Here is a 17,135-nt window from a genome sequence, read left to right as displayed (position 1 = left end):
GGCCGACGATGTTTAGCGGAGCAGGTGTCGGTCCAGGAACGGATTCCGGAACTTCCCGGTCGGGTCCAGCTCGGCGGCCAGCGCCCGGAACTGTCGCACCCCCTGGTGGTCAAGATCCAAAGCCGCGCCGTGGAACAGCTTCCCCCAATGCGCCCGAACGCCGAACGGAGCGAGCTTCTCTTCGATCAGCGGCAGCACCGCTTCGACCTCCGGCTGGCGCTGCTGCCAGGTGAAATGCACCGCTACCCGATCACCGCCATACGCTGGGCTCAGCCAGAGTTCGTCACCGGCGACGGTGCGGATCTCCGACACCACCAGCAGCGGCGCGATGAGGTCGCCAATGCTGCGCAACGCCTCGAACGCGGCGGCCGCGTGCGTGCGCGGCACGAAGTACTCGCTCTGCAATTCCGCCCCGACGCTTGGCGCGAATTCCAGCCGGAAATGCGGCAGCCGGGCGTACCACGGTCCGGGAACGCCGCCTTGCACTGTGGTGTTTTCTGCCGAAATGCCCGCTGCGTGGGCGGGGTGGCGCGGACCGTCGGCGGGAACGGCGCCGAACAGGGAGCCGGGGATTTCGGCCGGGACCCGGTTCTTCAGCAGGACCTGGTCGACGACGTCGCGCGCCCAGTTCGTGAACAGGCTGATGCTGTAGCCCGCCGCCTGGATGTCGTCGAAGTGGTCCAGCGCGGCGGACCACGGGAGGGCGTCGAAAACGTCTTGGCGTACCGAGAAAGTCGGCTCTACATCGAGGGTGAGCCGGGTGAGGACGCCGAGCGCGCCGACGTTCACCACCACTCCGGGGAACTCGGCGTCGGCGCGGGAGAAGGTGCGCAGGGAGCCGTCGGCGGTGAGGAGTTCGATGGCGGACACAGCTGAGGCCAGGCCGGGCAGTCGCTGTCCGGAGCCGTGGGTGCCGGTCGCGACGCTGCCCGCGACAGTGATGTGGGGGAGCGACGCCAGGTTGGCCAGGGCGTACCCGGCCTCGTGCACCTGTGCGACGACGTCGCCGTAGCGGGTCGCGCCGCCGATGGTGAGTGTCTCGGCGGTGATTTCCGGAGCGATGTCGAGCGCGGAGAGATCGAGTTGGACGCCGTCCGGGCTGTCGGCGACCGTGTTGAAGCTGTGCCGGCTGCCGAGCGCCTTGACCCGGGTCGCACCGGCGACGAGTTCTTGTGCCTCGGAAAGGGTGCGCGGGGCGAGGATCTCGCGGGCGCGGTAGGTGAGATTGCCAGCCCAGTTTTCGATCACGAACGCCGAGCCTAACCGGCCCCGGCGCGGCAGACTGGGGACAGGCTGAGGCGAGGAGACCCGACATGCATTCCGCTGGACTCGTGCTGCACCCGCGCCGCGACTCGAAAGCCGCGGTCGACGCGGTGCTGGGCTGGGCCGCCGGGCGCGGGATCGAGATCCTCGGCATCGAGGACGAGATCGCGCGAGTCGACTGTTCGGCGACCGGAGTCCAGCCTGCTGAACTGGGCAAACGGTCGGATCTGGTGGTCAGCCTCGGCGGCGACGGCACCATGCTGCGCGCGATGCGGCTCGCCGACGGGCAGCACGCGCCGGTGCTCGGCGTCAACCTCGGGAAGCTCGGGTTTCTCGCCGAGGTCGACGTCCCGGACCTGCCGCTCGCGTTGTCCGCGATCGACCGGGAGGAGTTCACCGTCGAGCCCCGGATAGCGGTTGACGCGCGGTTCGGCGGCCGGATCGAGACCGCGTTCAACGACGTCGCGGTGGTGCGCGTGCCTGGCGACGGGAGCGCTGTGGTCGCGGTGCTGGTGAATGGCGAACAGTTCGTGAGCTACGCGGCCGACGCGGTCGTGGTCGCGACGCCGACCGGATCCACCGCGTACAGCTTCTCCGCCGGCGGGCCGATCACGAGCCCGGCGGTGGAAGCACTGCTGGTCACGCCCGCCGCGCCGCATTCGGCGTACAGCCGCGGCGTCGTGTTGTCCGTGCACGACACCGTGACGCTGGAGGTGCTGCCGTCGAGCGGGCGGCTCGCGGTGGAGGTCGACGGTCAGGTGGCCGGGTATGTCGGGCCTGGCGAAACGATCGACCTGCACGCCCGGCCGAACGCGGCCCGCGTGGTCCGGCTCGGCATGACGACCTTCTACCAGCGCGCCCGGCGCAAGCTGCGGCTGACTGATTCGGCGGAGATTCCGCTGTCCTGAGCAGGCCGCGCGTTCACCTGGTAATCGCGCGCTGACCTGCCGTTATCTCCTCTGTTCTGTGCCCGCTGTCACTTGTCGGTGACATTGCCGTGTCCTATTCGTAATGTCGGGGCGGCTTTGCGGGTCCGAACGAGGAGATGGTGGTGCGAGGTGTCCGGTAGACATCGGGACGGGTCGAAGTCGTGGCGGTTGCCGGCCGCGGCGGGCGTGCTGGCTGTCGGTGCGTTGGCGGTGCCGGTGTGGCTGACCGCCGGCGCGGTCAAGCCGCAGCAGTTCCCGGCCGCCGCCGCGGAGATGCACGCGTTCAGCGCGCCACGGGCGTCGAGCACCGCTCCGTCCACCACCTCGACGCCGCCCACGACGTCTTCCAGCGCTGCCCCGACGACGTCTTCGTCTTCGCCGACTAGCAAAACGACCACGAGCACTTCGGCGACCCCGGCGGCGAAAGCGTGTTCGTCCACTTTGGCCGGTACCCAGCCCGCGGTGGCCCAGGCGGGCAATTATCTCAAGGAGAAGTTCTCGGTGGAGACGGTCGGCGGCCGGGCCGGACGGTCCGGTGCGAGCGACCATCCAGCGGGTCTCGCGCTGGACTTCATGGTCGACACTAAGACCGGAAACGCTTTGGCCGCTTATGTTCTCGAGCACCAGAGCGAACTCGGCGCGAAGTACGTGATCTGGCAGCAGCGCTACAACGACGGCGGCGGCTGGTCGGCGATGGAGGACCGCGGCGGCGAGACCGCGAACCATTACGACCACGTCCACGTTTCGTTCGAGCGCGGCGCGAAGGTCTCGGTCACCTGCTGACACCCGACTTTCGGAGGTGGGCCGGATTCCTCGCGGAGAGCACACTGTGCGCGGCCGATTGGTCACCGTCCGCACGGGGTGACCTTCCTTCGCTGCGTGAGGAGCTCCGATGGCGGGCAAGTTCTCGATCCGGCTCACTCTCAGCGTCGTCGGAGTGCTGGTCGCACTCGGCGGCACCACGACCGCCACAGCCGCCGCCGCGCCGGACGATCCGGTTTCGTGGCGCGTACCCGCTACGCCCGCGCAGGCCGCCGACTTGGCCCGCGCCGGGTTCGATGTCGCCGAAACCAGCCCCGGTGTGGCCTACGTGGTCGGGAACCAGGCAGTCGCCGGGCAGTTGCGAGACCGCGGTTATGCACCGGAATTCTTCGACACTGTCTACAAAGGAGTGACGACGCGCGCCGCGGGCGACACTTTCTACGGCGGTTATCGGACTGTTCCGGCGCAGGAAGCGCATCTCGCGAAAGTCGCGGCCGCGCACCCGGATCTGGCGACCGAGTACACCCTCGGCGAATCGTGGCTGAAGACCCAGGGCAGGGGCGGCCACGACATCAACGCGATCTGCCTGACCAAGAAACAGGACGGCGACTGCACGCTGTCCACGACGTCGCCGAAGCCGAAATTCGTGGTGATGGCACAGATCCACGCCCGGGAGATCTCCACGGGCGAGCTTGCCTGGCGCTGGATCGACTACCTCGCCGACGGCTACGGCACCGACGCCACCGCGAAGTCCATTTTGGACACCACTGAGGTGTGGGTGGTGCCGATCTCGAACCCGGACGGTGTCGACATCGTCGCTTCCGGCGGCAACTCGCCGAAACTGCAGCGCAAGAACGCGGACACCAGCAACGGCAATTGCGGCGGGACGAACAGCGGCATCGACCTGAACCGCAACTCGACCTTCCGCTGGGGCGCGGACTCGAACTCGCCGTGCGCGGAGACCTACCAGGGCCCGGAGGCCGGCTCGGAACCCGAAGTCCAGGCGCTGGAGAAGCTGTTCCGCTCGATCTACCCCGAACAGCGCGGCAGCGGCGACAACGACCCCGCTCCCGACACCGCCCGCGGCACGATGATCACGTTGCACAGCTACGGAAACGACATCATCGTCCCGTGGGGCTTCACCTCCGATCCCGCGCCGAACGACGCCGCCCTGCGCAAGCTCGGCGCGAAGTTCAGCGATTCGAACGGGTACCTGGTGGGGACGAACACGGAAACCGTGGGCTACTCGACGAGCGGCACGACGGACGACTTCACCTACGGCGCGCTGGGTGTCGCGAGCTTCACGTTCGAGGTCGGCGGCCAGAGCGGCAGTTGCGGCGGGTTCTTGCCGCGGTATTCGTGCGTGGACAGCACGTTCTGGCCGAAAAACAAGGGCGCACTGATCACCGCGGCCCAGTCTGCGGCGGCTCCGTATCAGCAGTGAGGTGCGGTTGAGATGCCGGCCGGCAACCCCTTCGGAGCCAGGTGGCGTGCTTCACGGGGGCTGCCGGCAATGGCGGGACGACGCGCTCAGCAATCGGTCGCTGCCTGCTGCGTATTTCAGGCTGTCTGCGGCGACCTGCTCCGGGTCTAGGCGAATGCGCTGACTGGGCAAGGTCGACTTGGCTGCAAGGCGGGAGGGCACTGCGGCCTGGGTCATGCCTGTATGGCGCTTGCCGAGACTGCCGTTGCCAACGCGAGGAGAATTCGCCGTGGGCCATGCTTGCCCTGAGATGGTGAGGGAAGTGCGGGACCCGCGTACTGGACGCGCCGACGCCAGCAGTGATCAGCTGTCCTCGGTACTGGGTCGTGCGATGAGACCGTAGACCACTGCGGCGATCAAGGCACCTGCGGACAGCGCGAGGTACGTAGTCCAGAAGGTGCCTGCCGCCGCGGGCATCAGGAATCCGACCCCGGTGCCGGCCGCGGCGCCCAGGAGCAGCGCCGCGGCGAGCGCTCGGTAGCGAAAGCGGGGCAGCTTGACTAAGCCGAGCAGCAACGGCAGGAACATCGGCACGGCGACGGCGAACCAGATCGGCTGCACTTCGTCGGACGCGGTCAGCAGCCGGAACGCCGAAACCGCGGCCCCTAGCCCGATCCCGAGCGCGGTCCACAGGGCGAGCACGCCCGCGCCTGCTCGGCTCGGCAGCGTATCGGATTCCCCGGGGCCCGACGTCGGATCCAGCCAGAGTGCTGTCATTGTGACAACAAGGCTTCCGATCCCCTTGCGCAAGCTTTCCTGACCGCTTTTCGGCATTGCGGTTCTCCTGAATGAATGTATTTGTCTTAACTGTAGCAGAAGATCGACATGGAGAATACTTCTCTTGATCAGCAGTTTTCCAGAATGGCGGAGAGGTCTGCCTCGGCTGCGGGCACGCCGTCGGTCAGCGCGACGCCGGCGATGTTGACGACGATCTCGGTGATCTCCGCCGGGCTGCCGTACGGGAACGTCCCGGACCTGATGCGCCTTCAGTCCGGCCGGACGCGGCATCGCCGTGTAATGGTTGCGATTCGCGGCCGGTCTGCGCCGGCCGCGCGCAAGCGGCGGGAACCCGACGTACCGTGATTTAGGCGCTCAGGCGCACTATTCAGCGGCCAGTCTGTCCGAGGCTGCTGCGAGTCGGAAGCTGCCCAGTCTTCCCGTCACGCTGGCGTGCGTGAAGGCATGCGGCGGGGACGCGGTCGAGTGGGAACGCGGCTGGTGTGAACTGGCGGTTGGTCGGAAAGCCGAAAACGGACCCAAGTCTCAGTCGGGCGAACGAAACCGCAGACGGGACGATCGGCAATGTCCGTATGCCGAGACTGCGGTGTTTCACGCGGAGGACGCGGAGTATTTCTACGGGAGGGACTTGGCGATTGCGGAATTGACGGGCCGCGTGTGGGAGAAGCGCTTCGTTGCATTGTCCGGCCGGTCCGGAGCGGGGAAATCCTCCTTGCTGCGCGCGGGTCTGATCGCCCAGGTGTCGGCCTAAGCGGCCGCCCGGCCCTCTGCTCGCAGTTCTGCCCAAAGGCCCCGGGCAAGAGGGTGAGCGTGATCACAGTCGGCTTCTGCGCATCGGGCGAGCGTGCAGCGACGGAGAAAGTCTCGTCATGCGCGATCCGCGAGACGTCAGCCGTTACCTCCAGTTAACTCGGCAGGCGACCTATCTCACCACGTCATCCAGAAGAACGTCACGATCCTGGCGATGCCATATGTACGTACATCCCGTACAGTAGTTCTGTAGCAGAACTACTTAAGTGGGAGGCGGCAGTGACGATCGGCCTGGAGCGGGCTCGGCCGGCGGTCGTGCGGGATCATCCGAAGGCTGGGTGGTTCGCCGTCGGCGCGGTGTGTTTCGGGGCCTTCATGGGGCAGCTCGACGCCAGCATCGTCACGCTCACCTTTCCCGCGCTGCAGCACGAGTACGGGGCTCCGCTGGCCGCCGTCCAGTGGGTGTCGCTGGCGTATCTGCTCGCGCTCGTCGGATTGCTGGCGGCAGTCGGGCGGGTGGCCGACGCGGTCGGGCGGAAGCTGACCTACGTGCAGGGGTTCGGCGTGTTCACCGTCGCGTCGATCGCGTGCGGGCTTGCGCCGACGCTCGGCTGGCTGGTCGCGTTCCGTGTCGTCCAGGCGATCGGAGCGGCGATGTTGCAGGCCAACAGTGTCGCGCTGGTGGTGCGCAGTGTCCGCGAGGGTCGGGCACGCGCCGCGCTCGGGGTGCAGGCGGCGGCGCAGGCGCTGGGGCTCGCGCTCGGACCCGCGGTGGGCGGGCTGCTGGTCGACACCGTCGGCTGGCGATGGGTTTTCCTGGTCAACGCGCCGGTCGGGCTCGCCGGACTGATCGCCGGGCGTTACCTTCTGCCGCGCACTCGCGAGCGCACGCCGCTGGGCCGCTTCGACGGGGCGGGGGTCGGGCTGCTGGCGACCGCGTCGACGGCGTTGCTGCTGGTGATTTCCGGAGTGTCCGGGCTGGAGATGCCGGGGTGGCTGCTCGTCGCGCTGGCCGGGGCGACCGTCCTCGCCGCGATCGGGTTCGTGGTGCGGGAGAAGGCGGCGAGCAGCCCGATTTTGCAGCTGTCGGTGTTGCGGCCGCCGGTGGTGTCGCTGGGGCTGGCCGGGGCGTTGTGCGGATACCTCGTGTTGTTCGGACCGCTGACGCTGCTGCCGCAGGTGCTCGGCACGGCGGGCGGGACCGGCGCGGTGCTGACGTGTCTTCCCGCCGGGTTCGCGGTCGCGGCGGTGCTGGCCGACCGGGTGCTGCCGAAGCGGCTCGGGTCTCGCGGACGCACGGTGCTGGGCGCGCTCGTCGCGGCGGCGGGATGCGCGGCGCTGGGGCCGGCGTCCGCTCCTTGGGAGGTGGGCGTGTCGCTGGTGGTGGCCGGGCTCGGTCTGGGAGTGTTCATTCCGGCCAACAACTCGGCTGTCATGAGCGCGATCCCGGCGCGGATGTCGGCCACCGGAGGAGGACTGGTGAACATGGCGCGCGGACTGGGGACGGCGCTGGGCGTGGCGCTCGTGACACTGTGCCTGCACTCCGGCGGCGAAACGGCCGCGCTGGCGGTGCTGGCCGGGGCCGGCGTCCTGGCCGCGGCGACCGGGCTGGCGGCGCGCCCGGAGCGGGCCCGGTGACCGCGCCCGAACCCGCGCTCGCCGACGTCGTCGCCCGGCTCCGGCGGGCCATGCGGCGGGCCGCGCGCACCGCGGATCCGGACAACACGTTGTCGGTGGCGCAGCTGGAATTGTTGTCGTGCCTCTTCGAGAATCCCGGCGCGCGGCCGAGCCGGATCGCGCAGTTGCTGAAACTCGCGCCGAATTCGGTGACGACGATGGTCACGGGGCTGCGTTCGCGGGACCTCGTCACGCGCACCAGCGGCGGTGACGACCGGCGGACGGTGGCGCTCGAACTCACCGACACCGGCCGGGCCGCGGTCGAGCGGTGGCAGGGGCACAACGCGGCGATCTTGGCCGCCGCGCTGGACGGGGTGCATCCGGCGTGGCGGCACCTGATCGCGGCGGCGGTGCCCGCGTTGAACGAGCTGGTGGGGGCGATCGACGCGTTGGCGGAGTCGGATCCGGCGCGTCCGTGAGGGGAACCTTCACGGACTCAGAGTCCCTCAGGGTTCCCCTCACGGACCTGAGACGACGCGGCTAAAGCGCGGGCGGTCCGGCTTCGACTCGGCGCAGGACGGGGTCCAGCTTGTCCTCCTCCGGGCTTCCGAACGGAAGGCTCTCCTCCCACCACGTGACACCGGCCTCGGCGAACGGTTCGACGACGCTTCGCGCCTGCGCCGGGTCGGCGGGGCTCGTACCGCCGAGTACCACGTCGAACGGTGCGTCGGTGTCCCGCTCGCTCCGGATGTAGGCGATCATGTCCCGCACTTCGGCAACCTCCGGCAAACCCGTGGCGCCGGCGGACTCGAAGATCGGCACCACGCCGTCCCAGCGGGCCGCGCGGCGCATCGGGCGGCGGTTGGGCCACCGGCCCGCCACCCAGACCGGCGGGCGGGGGCGTTGCACCGGCGTCGGCAACAGCGCGATGTCGCGGGCGGTGAAGTGCTTGCCGGAGAACGTCACCGGGTCGCCGGTCCACAGCCGCGCGATCAGATCGACGCCCTCGTCCAGCTTCTCGGCGACCGTCTTCGGGTCGGCCGATTCGCCGAAGTCGCCGAACTCCGCCTCCAGCGGCGCGCCCAGCCCGACGCCGAACACCACCCGGCCGCCGGAGAGGTTGTCCAAAGTGGACACCACGCGGGCGAGCTGCTGCGGGCGGCGGCGCGCGACGGGCGTGACCATGGGGCCGAGCCGGATCCGGCTGGTGGCGAGCGCGGCGGCGGTGAGCAGGATCCACGGATCGCCGAAGAGACGGCCGGGACGTTTGTCCAGCACTACGTGGTCCCAGACGAACAGGCCGTCCCAGCCTGCCTCTTCCGCTGCCGACGCGACCTTGGCCACCGTGCGCGGGTCGGCGAAGTCGCCGAAGTTCGGGATGCAGAACGAGAAGCGCATGATCGCAACCCTGCCCAGCCCGGGCGAACGCGTCAAACGGATTTGCCCGCCACGAAGGTCTGCCGCACCCGGGCCCGCAGCAGTGCGTCCGGGGCTTCGGCGAACGGATCGACGTCCAGCACTGCGAAATCCGCGGCCAGGCCCGGCGCGAGCTGACCGGTCAGCCCGTCCCAGCGGCACGCGTAGGCGGCATCGCGGGTGCCGTGGGCCAGGGCTTCGGCCAACGGGAGGGCGTATTCCGGCAGGTTGGGTTCCAGGTCGGGATTCAAGGCGGACCGGCGGGTTGTCGCGATGTACATGTTCGGCAGCGGAGGATGCGGCGCGGTCGGGGCGTCGGAACCGAACGCGAGGACGGCACCGGCGGCAGTCAGTTCCGGCCACGGGAAGCCGCGCCGCACGCGGTCGTCGCCCAGTTTCGCGCGCCAGTTTTCCTGGATCGCCGGGTCGGCGTGCACCGGCTGCATCGACGCGACGGCACTGAGCTTGGCCAGCCGCTTGACGTTTTCCGCGGTCACGGTCTCCAGGTGTTCGAGCCGATGCCGCCGGTCGCGCGGTCCGTTCACCTTGATCGCGTGCTCCAGCGCCGACAGCGCGATGTCCGACGCTTCGTCGCCGATGGCGTGCATCGCGACCTGCAGACCCGCCGCGTCCGCCGCCGCGACGACCGGGGCCAGCGCCTCCGGCGGCCACAACGGCCCGGGGTGGCTGCCGTCGGCGAACGGCTTTTTCATGGCCGCGGTACAGGTATCGATGACTCCGTCGACCATCAGCTTGATCCCGGCCACTCGCAGCCACGGCCCGGACAGCCGGGCGCTCAGTTCGGCCGCGCGCTCGACCTGCCGCAGATCGTCCCGCGTGTTTCCGGTGCGCTCGATCAGCCAATGTCCGGCGACGCGGATCGGAAGCCGTCCGCCTTCGAAAGCTCGTTCCAGGGTAGCGAGATCGGCCTCGGTGAGCGCCATGTCGACAGCGGTCGTGACGCCGTCCGCGAGGTAGTGCGCGAACGCCGACGCCAGTGCGCGGTCGCGGTCGGCGTCGCTGGTCTGGTCGTCGAGGAAATGCCGCATCAGTTGCAGCGCAGCGGTTTCGTACAGCATCCCGTCCGGTTCCCCGGTCTCGTCGCGGCCGATGCGCCCGTCGAGCGGGTCGGGGGTGTCGCGGTCGATGCCCAGTTCGCGCAAGGCGGCGCTGTTGACCCACGCGGAGTGGACGTCGTTCGCGGCGAGGTAGACCGGCCGGTCCGGGACCACCGCGTCGATCAGTTTCCGGTGCGGCGCTTGGCCGCCGAGTGCGTCGAAAAGCCAGCTGCGGCCCAGGATTCGCGGTGCTTCCGGGGCGTCCGCGGCGGCGCGCGCGAGCCGGTGCTGGATGTCTTCGGGGGAGGTCGCGGAGAACAGGTCCACTTGCTCCAGCGCTTCGCCCATCGACACCAGATGCGTGTGCGCGTCGACGAAACCGGGCAGCACGAAGGCTCCGTCCAGTTCGACCACCTGCGCCTCGATCCGGTCGGCCTCCGCGGTGCTGCCTACGTATTCGATCGTCTCGCCGCGTACGACCATGGATTCCGCCCATCCGGACGCGCTCGCCGTGAAGATCCGGCCGCCGCGGTAGTGCACCGGGGTCATCGGGCCACCACCGTTTCCGCGGCGGCGAACGTGCGCCAGCCCGCCAAGGTGTTCGGGCTGCCCGCGTGCACGCGGACGGTTCGGGCGGCGGGTTCGATCAGGACGGTGGCCAAGGTCGCCCAGCGGTCGCCGAACGCGGCGTCCGGATCCGGGACGCAGCACAGCTTCGGTTCGCCTGGCCCCGAACGGAGGAAGGCGACGAGGTCGACGGCATGGGCGGGCGTCGGGTAGTCCTGCAGCCGGGTGGTCACCAGGGCGTGCCGCAGCTGGGAATCCGGTTCGAACAGGCCGCGTTTCTCGCGGGCGGCGGCGTCAGGGTCGAGGAAGTGGTTGGTGTGCACCAGAAAACCTGCTTCAGGGTCGAGGGTGGTCACTCCGGCCGGGCTCAGCTCGGCGCAGACGGCTGAGTCGGGGTCGAGCAGGGTGAAGGCTCCGGACGTGCGGATGGGGGCTGTTCGCAGCAGATCGAGCGCTTCGGCGGTGCTGCTCGCCTCGCCGAGGACGGCCGCGGCCAGCACGTGGACCGGGACACCGGCGGCGGAATCGTCCTGGTGGCCGAGGATGTTGAAGAACAGGCCGAGACCTGCGCTGTTGACGCCGATCTTGCCGAGGATACCGTGCTCGGTGATCCCGGCGAAGGCGTATCGCGTGCCGTGCACTTCGTGGGTGTGCCAGCAGTTCGACAGTTCGGTGTGCCAGTCCCAGGTTTGGATCCCGAACGGCGAGGTGGAGTCGGGAACCCGCACGAGGGTTGAGCATTCTGGCTGAGTGCGCGGGTCGGCGGCGATGATCTCGGTGCGTCCGTTGAGCGCTGCCGCTTGCCACAGTTCGATCCCGGCACCTTCGGCGATGCCGGTGATTTCGTCGGCGTAGCAGCTCCGCCAAGCGGAGACGTTGTCCAGCAACCGGAGCGCGTCGGTCCGGATCTGCTGTTCGGGAATGCCGAGGGCGTCGAACCAGCGCAGGTACAGCTCCAGCGTGTCGGCGAGGCCGGCGCGCAGCTGGGTGCCGCGCGAAACGCCGCGGGCGTGCGGATCGGAATCGTTGACGAGCAGGTGCATTCTGTTCCTTGCGATCGAGGTCAGGCGGTGGCGCGCGGGCGGCCGGCGAGCAGGTAGATCGCGGCGGCGATCAGCATTCCGGCGGGCAGCGAGAAGTCGATCCCGCCGGCCGCGCTCGCCACGAATCCGGTGTACATCCCGGGAACGGCGAGACAGCAGGCGGACGCGGTCGCGCCGAGGACGAGGGCGGCGATGCCGGGCCAGTGCACGCCGCCGACGTACCAGAACGGGCCGCCGCGGCTCTCGTCGGCGAGCGCGTGACCGTCGTAGCGGTTGCGGCGCAGCAGAAGGTCGGTCACGTAGATCGCCATCATCGGGCCGAGCACGACGACCATCAGCTGCATCAGGTCGTTGACTGCCTTGAGGAAATCGGACACGAGCAAGGCGTACAGCGTGAGGAGCACTCCGGCGGTGCCGTCGAGCAGGACGCTGCGGGACCGGCGCAGGCGGACGCCGATCGCCTGCAGCGCGAGGCCGGAGCTGTACACGGTCATCGCGTTGTTGGCGATCGCGCCGAGAATCACCGCGATCAGGAAGATCGGGGTGAACCACGACGGCAGAACGGATTCCAGCGCGGCTTGCGGATCGCTCATGTCCAAAGTGGTCGCGGCGAACGCGCCGAGCGCGGTGAACGCGACGCTCGGCAGGAAGGCTCCGGCGGTGGTCCACGCGGCGACGGCGAACGGCTTGGTGTCGCGCGGAAGATAGCGCGCGAAGTCCGCGCTGGTGTTGTAGGACAACGCGGCGGACGCGACCAGGGCCACGCCGCCGGCCAGCGCCGCCCACAGCGCGGCCCCGTGCAGCGGCGTCGCGGGCTGGTAGCTCCACGCGGTGTGCCGGATCAGGAATCCGCCCAGCACCAGGAAAACCGCGGTCGTCACGATGGCGAGCGGCAGGTAGAGGCGCACGATCACGGAGTGGCCGTAGACGCTGATCACCAGCGTCGCGGCGGCGATCGCGACGATCACGAGGACTTTGCCCAGGGTGTTCAGCTCGATGCCGAGCCGTGCGCACAGGCTGAACGCGGTCACCGAGGCCGCGGACCAGCTCAAGGCCACGTAGCAGACCGAAACGAGCCAGCCGTTCAGCCCGATCACGAAACGGTTGCCGCGCGTGCCGAACATCGCCCGCATGATGACCTCGCTCGGCGCGCCCGCCGCCGGGCCGCTGACCGCGACGAGGCCGACCAGCGCCCAGCACAGGTTGCCCACCACGATCACCGCGAGCGCCTGCAGCAGGCTCAATCCGCTGAGCACCAGCGCGCCGCCGACGACCAGGCTGAGGTAGCTGACGTTGGGCGCGGCCCACACCCCGAACAGGTCGCGGGCCCGGCCGTGCCGCTCGTCGTCGCCGATGACGTCGATGCCGTGGGCTTCCACCCGGGGGCCGCGCCCGGAGCGGGCGGGCGGCGGCGCGGACGTGCCGGGCGGCGCGGGCGGGGTGGCGGGAGCGGTCATGGCGAACCTCCGGACCGGGGAATCGACCCGGGTCACGGTAAGGACCCAAATCGATTTGGGCAATGGTCGGCCCGGAGCGGTTTCCAAAACGATTTGGACGAGGTTAGGCTGCTGCGCCATGGCCGGGAAGAGAACGCGGGCGACCATCAAGGACGTCGCCCGCCGCGCCGGGGTTTCGCCGACCACGGTGTCGCACGCCTTCAGCGGGAACGGGACCGTCGCGGCCGAGACCGCGGAGCGGGTTCGGGAGGCGGCGCGCGAGCTGGGCTACCGGCCGGACACCGTCGCCCGCGGGCTGCGCTCCAGCAGGCTCGGGGTGCTCGGGCTGGTGGTGCGGCCGCTCGACCCGCTGGACACCGCGTTCCTGGAAGGCGTCGACTACTTCCTGCGGTTCGCCGGGTCGGCCGCGCTGGCCGCGGTGGAACGCGGGTACGGCCTGATGCTGGTGCCGGACCCGACGCGCGCCGACGCGCCCGCGGTCGGCCTGGCCTGCGACGGGTTCCTGATCACCGAACCGGTCGAGAACGATCCGCTGATCACGATGCTGACCCGCGAGTGCGTGCCGTTCCTCGGCGTCGGGCGGGACCCGGCGCGGCCCGCGTCGCCGGACTACCTCGACCTCGGCACCGGGCGGATCGTCGCCGAGGTGCTCGACCACCTGACCGCGGCGGGCGGGTCGCGGGTCGCGGCGGTGCTGGGCACCGATCGCAACGAGTGGAACCTGGACGCCGAAACGGCTTACCTGGACTGGGTTCGCGCTCGCGGGCAGCGGCCGCTGGCGGTGCGCCGCGCGGAGGTCGCCGGCGAAGCGGGCGGACGCGAGGCGGGGGAGGAACTGTTCGGGATGGCCGAGCCGCCGGACGCGGTGTACTGCCAGACCGGGCGGCACGCGGCCGGGGTGCTGGCCGCCGCGCGAGCGCGGGGACTGGCGGTGCCCGGCGACGTGCGCATCGCCTGCGGCGCGGATTCCGATTCCGAGCACACCCGGTCGTCCGCCCCGCCGATCACGTCCGTCGACCTCCGGCCGGTGCGGCTGGCCCGCACCGCGGTCGCCGTGCTCGCCGACCGGGTCGAAGGCATTGAGCCGCCTGTCCCCGGGCCGGCGGAGTACGAGCTGATAGTGCGCGGGTCGACCCGGGGATAAGCGGATGTTCTCGTTCCGGGTCAGGCGTGCGGGACCGCTCCGACGCGCGATTCGCGCGGCCGCAGTCCCGAGAGCGCCCCGCTGAGCGCGAGCCGGCCGGGGCCGGTGAACGCGAGCAGCAGCAGCGCCCAGCAGAACATCGCGGCCGCCTCGCCGCCGTTCTCGATGGGGAAAAGCCCTTGCGACACATGGACGGAGAAGTAGGCGTACGCCATCGACCCGGACCCGATCAGCGCGGCGATCCGGGTGGCGACGCCGAGCAGGACGAGCCCGCCCGCGACGAGCTGGATCAGCGCGGCCCACCACCCCGGCCACGAGCCCACCTGTGCCGCGCCGTGCGCGCCGAGCACTCCGAACAGCGATTTCACGCCGTGGCAGGCGAAAAGGAACCCGACGACGATGCGGAACAAACCGAGCGCGTAATCCTGTGCCGCGTCCAGCCGGTGCATGATGCCTCCACATAGGACGACTCGGGCGGACGGCCGTTCGGACATCGCCACCGTCCGCAGAGTGGTCCAGACCTTTCCTGGACCGGTGTCAGGTATACCGGTGACCGGAGTCTCGGCGATACCTGCGAAAGTCAGGTTTCGCCTGATCCGCGGGCTGTGGTAACGGCCGGGGAAGGGGGTGGCGGCCGGTTCGGGGAACCGGCGGGTCCGTTGGGGGGAACGGGGTTTCCGGCGTTTGCCGGTGAGTCGCGCGGGACGGGACGCGGGCGGGGCGGACGCAGCGGAAGTTATCGCATCGCCGCGTTGGGGCGGTACCGCCTAATGCGGGCGGACGGCTGGGACCTCGCTATGGCCGACGACGAGATTTGTGGCCCCGCAGTGAAATCGAGGTGTCATTTCCGGTCGATGTCCGCGTAGAAGGAGCGGAGCGCGGCCGCGAGCTGGTCGGGGGCCTCCATCGCCACGTAGTGGCCGATCCGCTCGATGTGCACGGCGGTCACACTGCTGGCGACCTGCCGCAGCGTTGCGGGCGTGAAGTTCGCCGAGCGTCCTGCGACCGCGAGTACGGGCATGTCCAGTTTGCGGGCCGCGAGCGCGCGGAGTTCTTCGCCCTCGGAGAGCAGCGACCGGTACAGGCCCGCGGCGCCGGCGAACGCGTCGGGCCGGGAGTAGGAGCGGACGAGCTCGTCGATGTCGGCGTCGGTGAACGCGTCGGGTTTCGCGGCGAGCGAGGGGATCGCGTAGTCGGCGAGGAACTCGCGCTCGCGTCCGGCGAGGAGCATCTCCGGAATGCCGGGGGCGGCGAGAACGCCGATGTGCCAGGCGCCGCCGTGGGCGACGTCGGCGAGCGCCTCGGCGCCGAATCCCGGGAGCGCGGTCTCGATTCCGGTGTAGCTGCGGACGAGTTCCGGGCGGGTCGCGGCGACGCGGAACGTCGTGGGGCCGCTGATGTCCTGGCCGGTGAGGTGGACCGGGCCGACGTCCAGGCGGGCGATCAGGTCGCCGAGGTCTTTCGCCGCGGTCGTGCTGTCGTGCTCGGGCGTGGCGGTGGCGGAGTCGCCGAATCCGCGAAGGTCCGCAGCGAACACCCGGTGGTGCCGGCTGAGCAGGGGGATCAGCTTGCGGAACACCCACCAGGTCTCCGGAAAGCCGTGCACCAGCAGCACGGGAGACCCGGTGGTGCCGGCGGCGACGTAGTGCAGTTCGGTGCCGTTCAGGCGGATCCGGTGGTGGTCGACACCGGGGATGGTTGCGGCGAGGCGGTTCATGGAGACCCCTTCGAGTCGATAGACAAGTAACTTGTCGAACTCTAGGAGATGGACAAGTAACTTGTCTATATGGCGGGGCCTCGTATGATCGGCCGCATGGCGCAGTCCAGTGGTGCCGAGCTCGCGCTTCTGCTGCTCGGCGGGTTCCACTCCATGGTCGACGAGGTGAACGCGGAGCTCGCGAAGCGCGGCCACGCGGGCGTCCGCCCCGTGCACGAGTTCGCCTTGCGCGCCGTGGACGCGGGTGCGGACACCGCGTCCGAACTCGGTCGCCGGCTGTCGGTCACCAAGCAGGCGGCGGCGCAGACCATCGCCGCACTGGAGGAGTTCGGCTACGTCGACCGCGAGCCCGACCCGAGCGACGCGCGCCGCAAGCGGGTGCGGGTCACCCCGCGAGGCCACGAGTTGATGGCCATCGGCGGCGCCCTGTTCGACGACGTGCGCAGCCGCTGGGCAACCCGGATCGGACCCGCGCAGCTCGAGACCCTGGAAGCGCACCTGGCGCAGCTCACCGAGCACCGCTCGTTCACTGCCGACGACTTGCAGGACTGAGCGCAAGCCCCGGGAGAGGCTGGGGTCAGGTGCGCGGCGGCCAGCCGGATTCCAGCAGTGCGAACACCGAAGCCAGCGCTGCGGCGGGATCTGGCGCGGTACCGGTGAGATCTGGGATTTCCAGCACGAACCGCGCCAAGGCACGTACGGCTGGGTCGTCCGGCGGAAGGCCGCTGTCGTCAGCGAGCGCGGCGGTCAGGCCGGGTTCGCAGGAATGCCACAGCTTCCGCGCGTACTCGCGCAGGGCCGGCGTTTGCACGATCAGGTCGCGTTTCGGGGCGTGCTCCGGCGGGATGTCCGTCGAGTACGGGCCGCGCGCGGCGAAGAAGCGGTGCAGGGCGGCGAGGATCGGCTCGTCCCGGTCGCGGACCGCGGCGACGATTCCCGCGCGGCGTTCTGAGCCGTCGTCGAAGATCAGGGCGTCTTTGCCGTCCGGGACGTGGGCGAAGAGGGTCGCGACGGAGATGTCGGCCTCTTCGGCGATCTGCGCGACGGTCACTCCGTCGTAGCCGTGCGCCAGGAACAGCCGCAGCGCGACCTCGTCCAGCCTGCGCCGGGTTTCGAGCTTGCGGCGTTCGCGCCGTCCGGTGTTGACCACGACCCCCACTGTACCCAAATCTGAAGTGGGTTTAAAGTTGG

Annotated in this window: 17 protein-coding genes; 8 read left to right on the top strand and 9 right to left on the bottom strand. The window is 69.9% G+C overall.

Annotation, left to right across the window (positions count from 1 at the left end; genetic code table 11):
- Positions 1 to 12: 12 nt before the first annotated feature.
- The gene (locus tag ACFXI3_RS06705; RefSeq protein ID WP_378398480.1) at positions 13 to 1,248 is read right to left on the bottom strand and encodes an FAD-binding protein; all 1,236 of its coding nucleotides are present in this window, start codon (positions 1,246 to 1,248) and stop codon (positions 13 to 15) included.
- A 65-nt stretch (positions 1,249 to 1,313) separates the two neighbouring features.
- Between ACFXI3_RS06705 and ACFXI3_RS06700 the strand changes: the two genes are divergently transcribed.
- The 3 genes from ACFXI3_RS06700 (at position 1,314) to ACFXI3_RS06690 (ending at position 4,398) form a co-directional block, all read left to right on the top strand.
- On the top strand, positions 1,314 to 2,171 hold the full coding sequence (locus ACFXI3_RS06700; protein WP_344279309.1) for an NAD(+)/NADH kinase: 858 nt from the start codon (positions 1,314 to 1,316) through the stop codon (positions 2,169 to 2,171).
- A 150-nt stretch (positions 2,172 to 2,321) separates the two neighbouring features.
- Positions 2,322 to 2,975: a hypothetical protein gene (locus tag ACFXI3_RS06695; RefSeq protein ID WP_378398479.1), complete on the top strand. Its 654-nt coding sequence runs from the start codon at positions 2,322 to 2,324 to the stop codon at positions 2,973 to 2,975.
- Between the two features lie 109 nt (positions 2,976 to 3,084).
- Positions 3,085 to 4,398, top strand: a complete 1,314-nt coding sequence (locus ACFXI3_RS06690) for a M14 family zinc carboxypeptidase (protein WP_344279315.1) — start codon at positions 3,085 to 3,087, stop codon at positions 4,396 to 4,398.
- 342 nt (positions 4,399 to 4,740) lie between these two features.
- Here the strand turns inward: ACFXI3_RS06690 and ACFXI3_RS06685 are convergent, their stop codons facing one another.
- Entirely contained in the window at positions 4,741 to 5,154 is a 414-nt protein-coding gene (locus ACFXI3_RS06685; protein ID WP_378398477.1) for a hypothetical protein, read from the bottom strand.
- A 457-nt stretch (positions 5,155 to 5,611) separates the two neighbouring features.
- Here ACFXI3_RS06685 and ACFXI3_RS06680 point away from each other — a divergent pair, with 457 nt between their 5' ends.
- From ACFXI3_RS06680 to ACFXI3_RS06670, 3 genes are all read left to right on the top strand, one after another.
- On the top strand, positions 5,612 to 5,926 hold the full coding sequence (locus ACFXI3_RS06680) for a hypothetical protein (protein WP_378398475.1): 315 nt from the start codon (positions 5,612 to 5,614) through the stop codon (positions 5,924 to 5,926).
- Positions 5,927 to 6,204: 278 nt separating this feature from the next.
- Positions 6,205 to 7,563, top strand: a complete 1,359-nt coding sequence (locus ACFXI3_RS06675) for an MFS transporter (RefSeq protein ID WP_378398473.1) — start codon at positions 6,205 to 6,207, stop codon at positions 7,561 to 7,563.
- Positions 7,560 to 8,021: a MarR family transcriptional regulator gene (locus ACFXI3_RS06670; RefSeq protein ID WP_344279323.1), complete on the top strand. Its 462-nt coding sequence runs from the start codon at positions 7,560 to 7,562 to the stop codon at positions 8,019 to 8,021. Before ACFXI3_RS06675 ends, ACFXI3_RS06670 begins: the two co-directional genes overlap by 4 nt.
- 61 nt (positions 8,022 to 8,082) lie before the next feature.
- On the opposite strand, the gene ACFXI3_RS06665 is transcribed toward ACFXI3_RS06670, so the two are convergent.
- From ACFXI3_RS06665 to ACFXI3_RS06650, 4 genes are read right to left on the bottom strand one after another with little or no spacing between them, the layout of a single operon-like run.
- Positions 8,083 to 8,940 carry an LLM class flavin-dependent oxidoreductase gene (locus tag ACFXI3_RS06665; protein ID WP_378398471.1) on the bottom strand — a complete coding sequence of 286 codons (858 nt, stop codon included), beginning with the start codon at positions 8,938 to 8,940 and terminating at the stop codon, positions 8,083 to 8,085.
- 32 nt (positions 8,941 to 8,972) lie between these two features.
- Positions 8,973 to 10,565 (bottom strand): amidohydrolase, encoded by a 1,593-nt coding sequence (locus ACFXI3_RS06660; protein ID WP_378398469.1) that lies wholly within the window; start codon positions 10,563 to 10,565, stop codon positions 8,973 to 8,975.
- Positions 10,562 to 11,626, bottom strand: coding sequence for a C45 family autoproteolytic acyltransferase/hydolase (locus ACFXI3_RS06655; protein ID WP_378398467.1), 1,065 nt, complete (start codon positions 11,624 to 11,626; stop codon positions 10,562 to 10,564). The genes ACFXI3_RS06660 and ACFXI3_RS06655 overlap by 4 nt, the downstream gene beginning before the upstream one ends.
- Positions 11,627 to 11,646: 20 nt before the next feature.
- Entirely contained in the window at positions 11,647 to 13,083 is a 1,437-nt protein-coding gene (locus ACFXI3_RS06650) for a purine-cytosine permease family protein (RefSeq protein ID WP_378398466.1), read from the bottom strand.
- 118 nt (positions 13,084 to 13,201) lie between these two features.
- Here ACFXI3_RS06650 and ACFXI3_RS06645 point away from each other — a divergent pair, with 118 nt between their 5' ends.
- Complete coding sequence (locus ACFXI3_RS06645; RefSeq protein ID WP_378398464.1) at positions 13,202 to 14,227, top strand: LacI family DNA-binding transcriptional regulator; 1,026 nt, start codon at positions 13,202 to 13,204, stop codon at positions 14,225 to 14,227.
- 20 nt (positions 14,228 to 14,247) lie between these two features.
- Here ACFXI3_RS06645 and ACFXI3_RS06640 read toward each other — a convergent pair whose 3' ends face one another.
- Entirely contained in the window at positions 14,248 to 14,676 is a 429-nt protein-coding gene (locus ACFXI3_RS06640; protein ID WP_344279339.1) for a DoxX family protein, read from the bottom strand.
- A gap of 392 nt (positions 14,677 to 15,068) precedes the next feature.
- Positions 15,069 to 15,944: an alpha/beta fold hydrolase gene (locus tag ACFXI3_RS06635; protein WP_378398462.1), complete on the bottom strand. Its 876-nt coding sequence runs from the start codon at positions 15,942 to 15,944 to the stop codon at positions 15,069 to 15,071.
- A 96-nt stretch (positions 15,945 to 16,040) separates the two neighbouring features.
- On the opposite strand from ACFXI3_RS06635, the gene ACFXI3_RS06630 reads away from it, so the two are divergent.
- Positions 16,041 to 16,496 (top strand): MarR family transcriptional regulator, encoded by a 456-nt coding sequence (locus ACFXI3_RS06630; protein WP_344279346.1) that lies wholly within the window; start codon positions 16,041 to 16,043, stop codon positions 16,494 to 16,496.
- A 25-nt stretch (positions 16,497 to 16,521) separates the two neighbouring features.
- Here the strand turns inward: ACFXI3_RS06630 and ACFXI3_RS06625 are convergent, their stop codons facing one another.
- The gene (locus ACFXI3_RS06625; RefSeq protein ID WP_378398460.1) at positions 16,522 to 17,094 is read right to left on the bottom strand and encodes a TetR/AcrR family transcriptional regulator; all 573 of its coding nucleotides are present in this window, start codon (positions 17,092 to 17,094) and stop codon (positions 16,522 to 16,524) included.
- Between the last annotated feature and the right edge of the window lie 41 nt (positions 17,095 to 17,135).

The organism is Amycolatopsis sp. NPDC059235 (assembly GCF_042754125.1).
GTDB lineage: Bacteria > Actinomycetota > Actinomycetes > Mycobacteriales > Pseudonocardiaceae > Amycolatopsis > Amycolatopsis albidoflava.
This window is presented reverse-complemented; position numbering and strand designations above follow the sequence as displayed.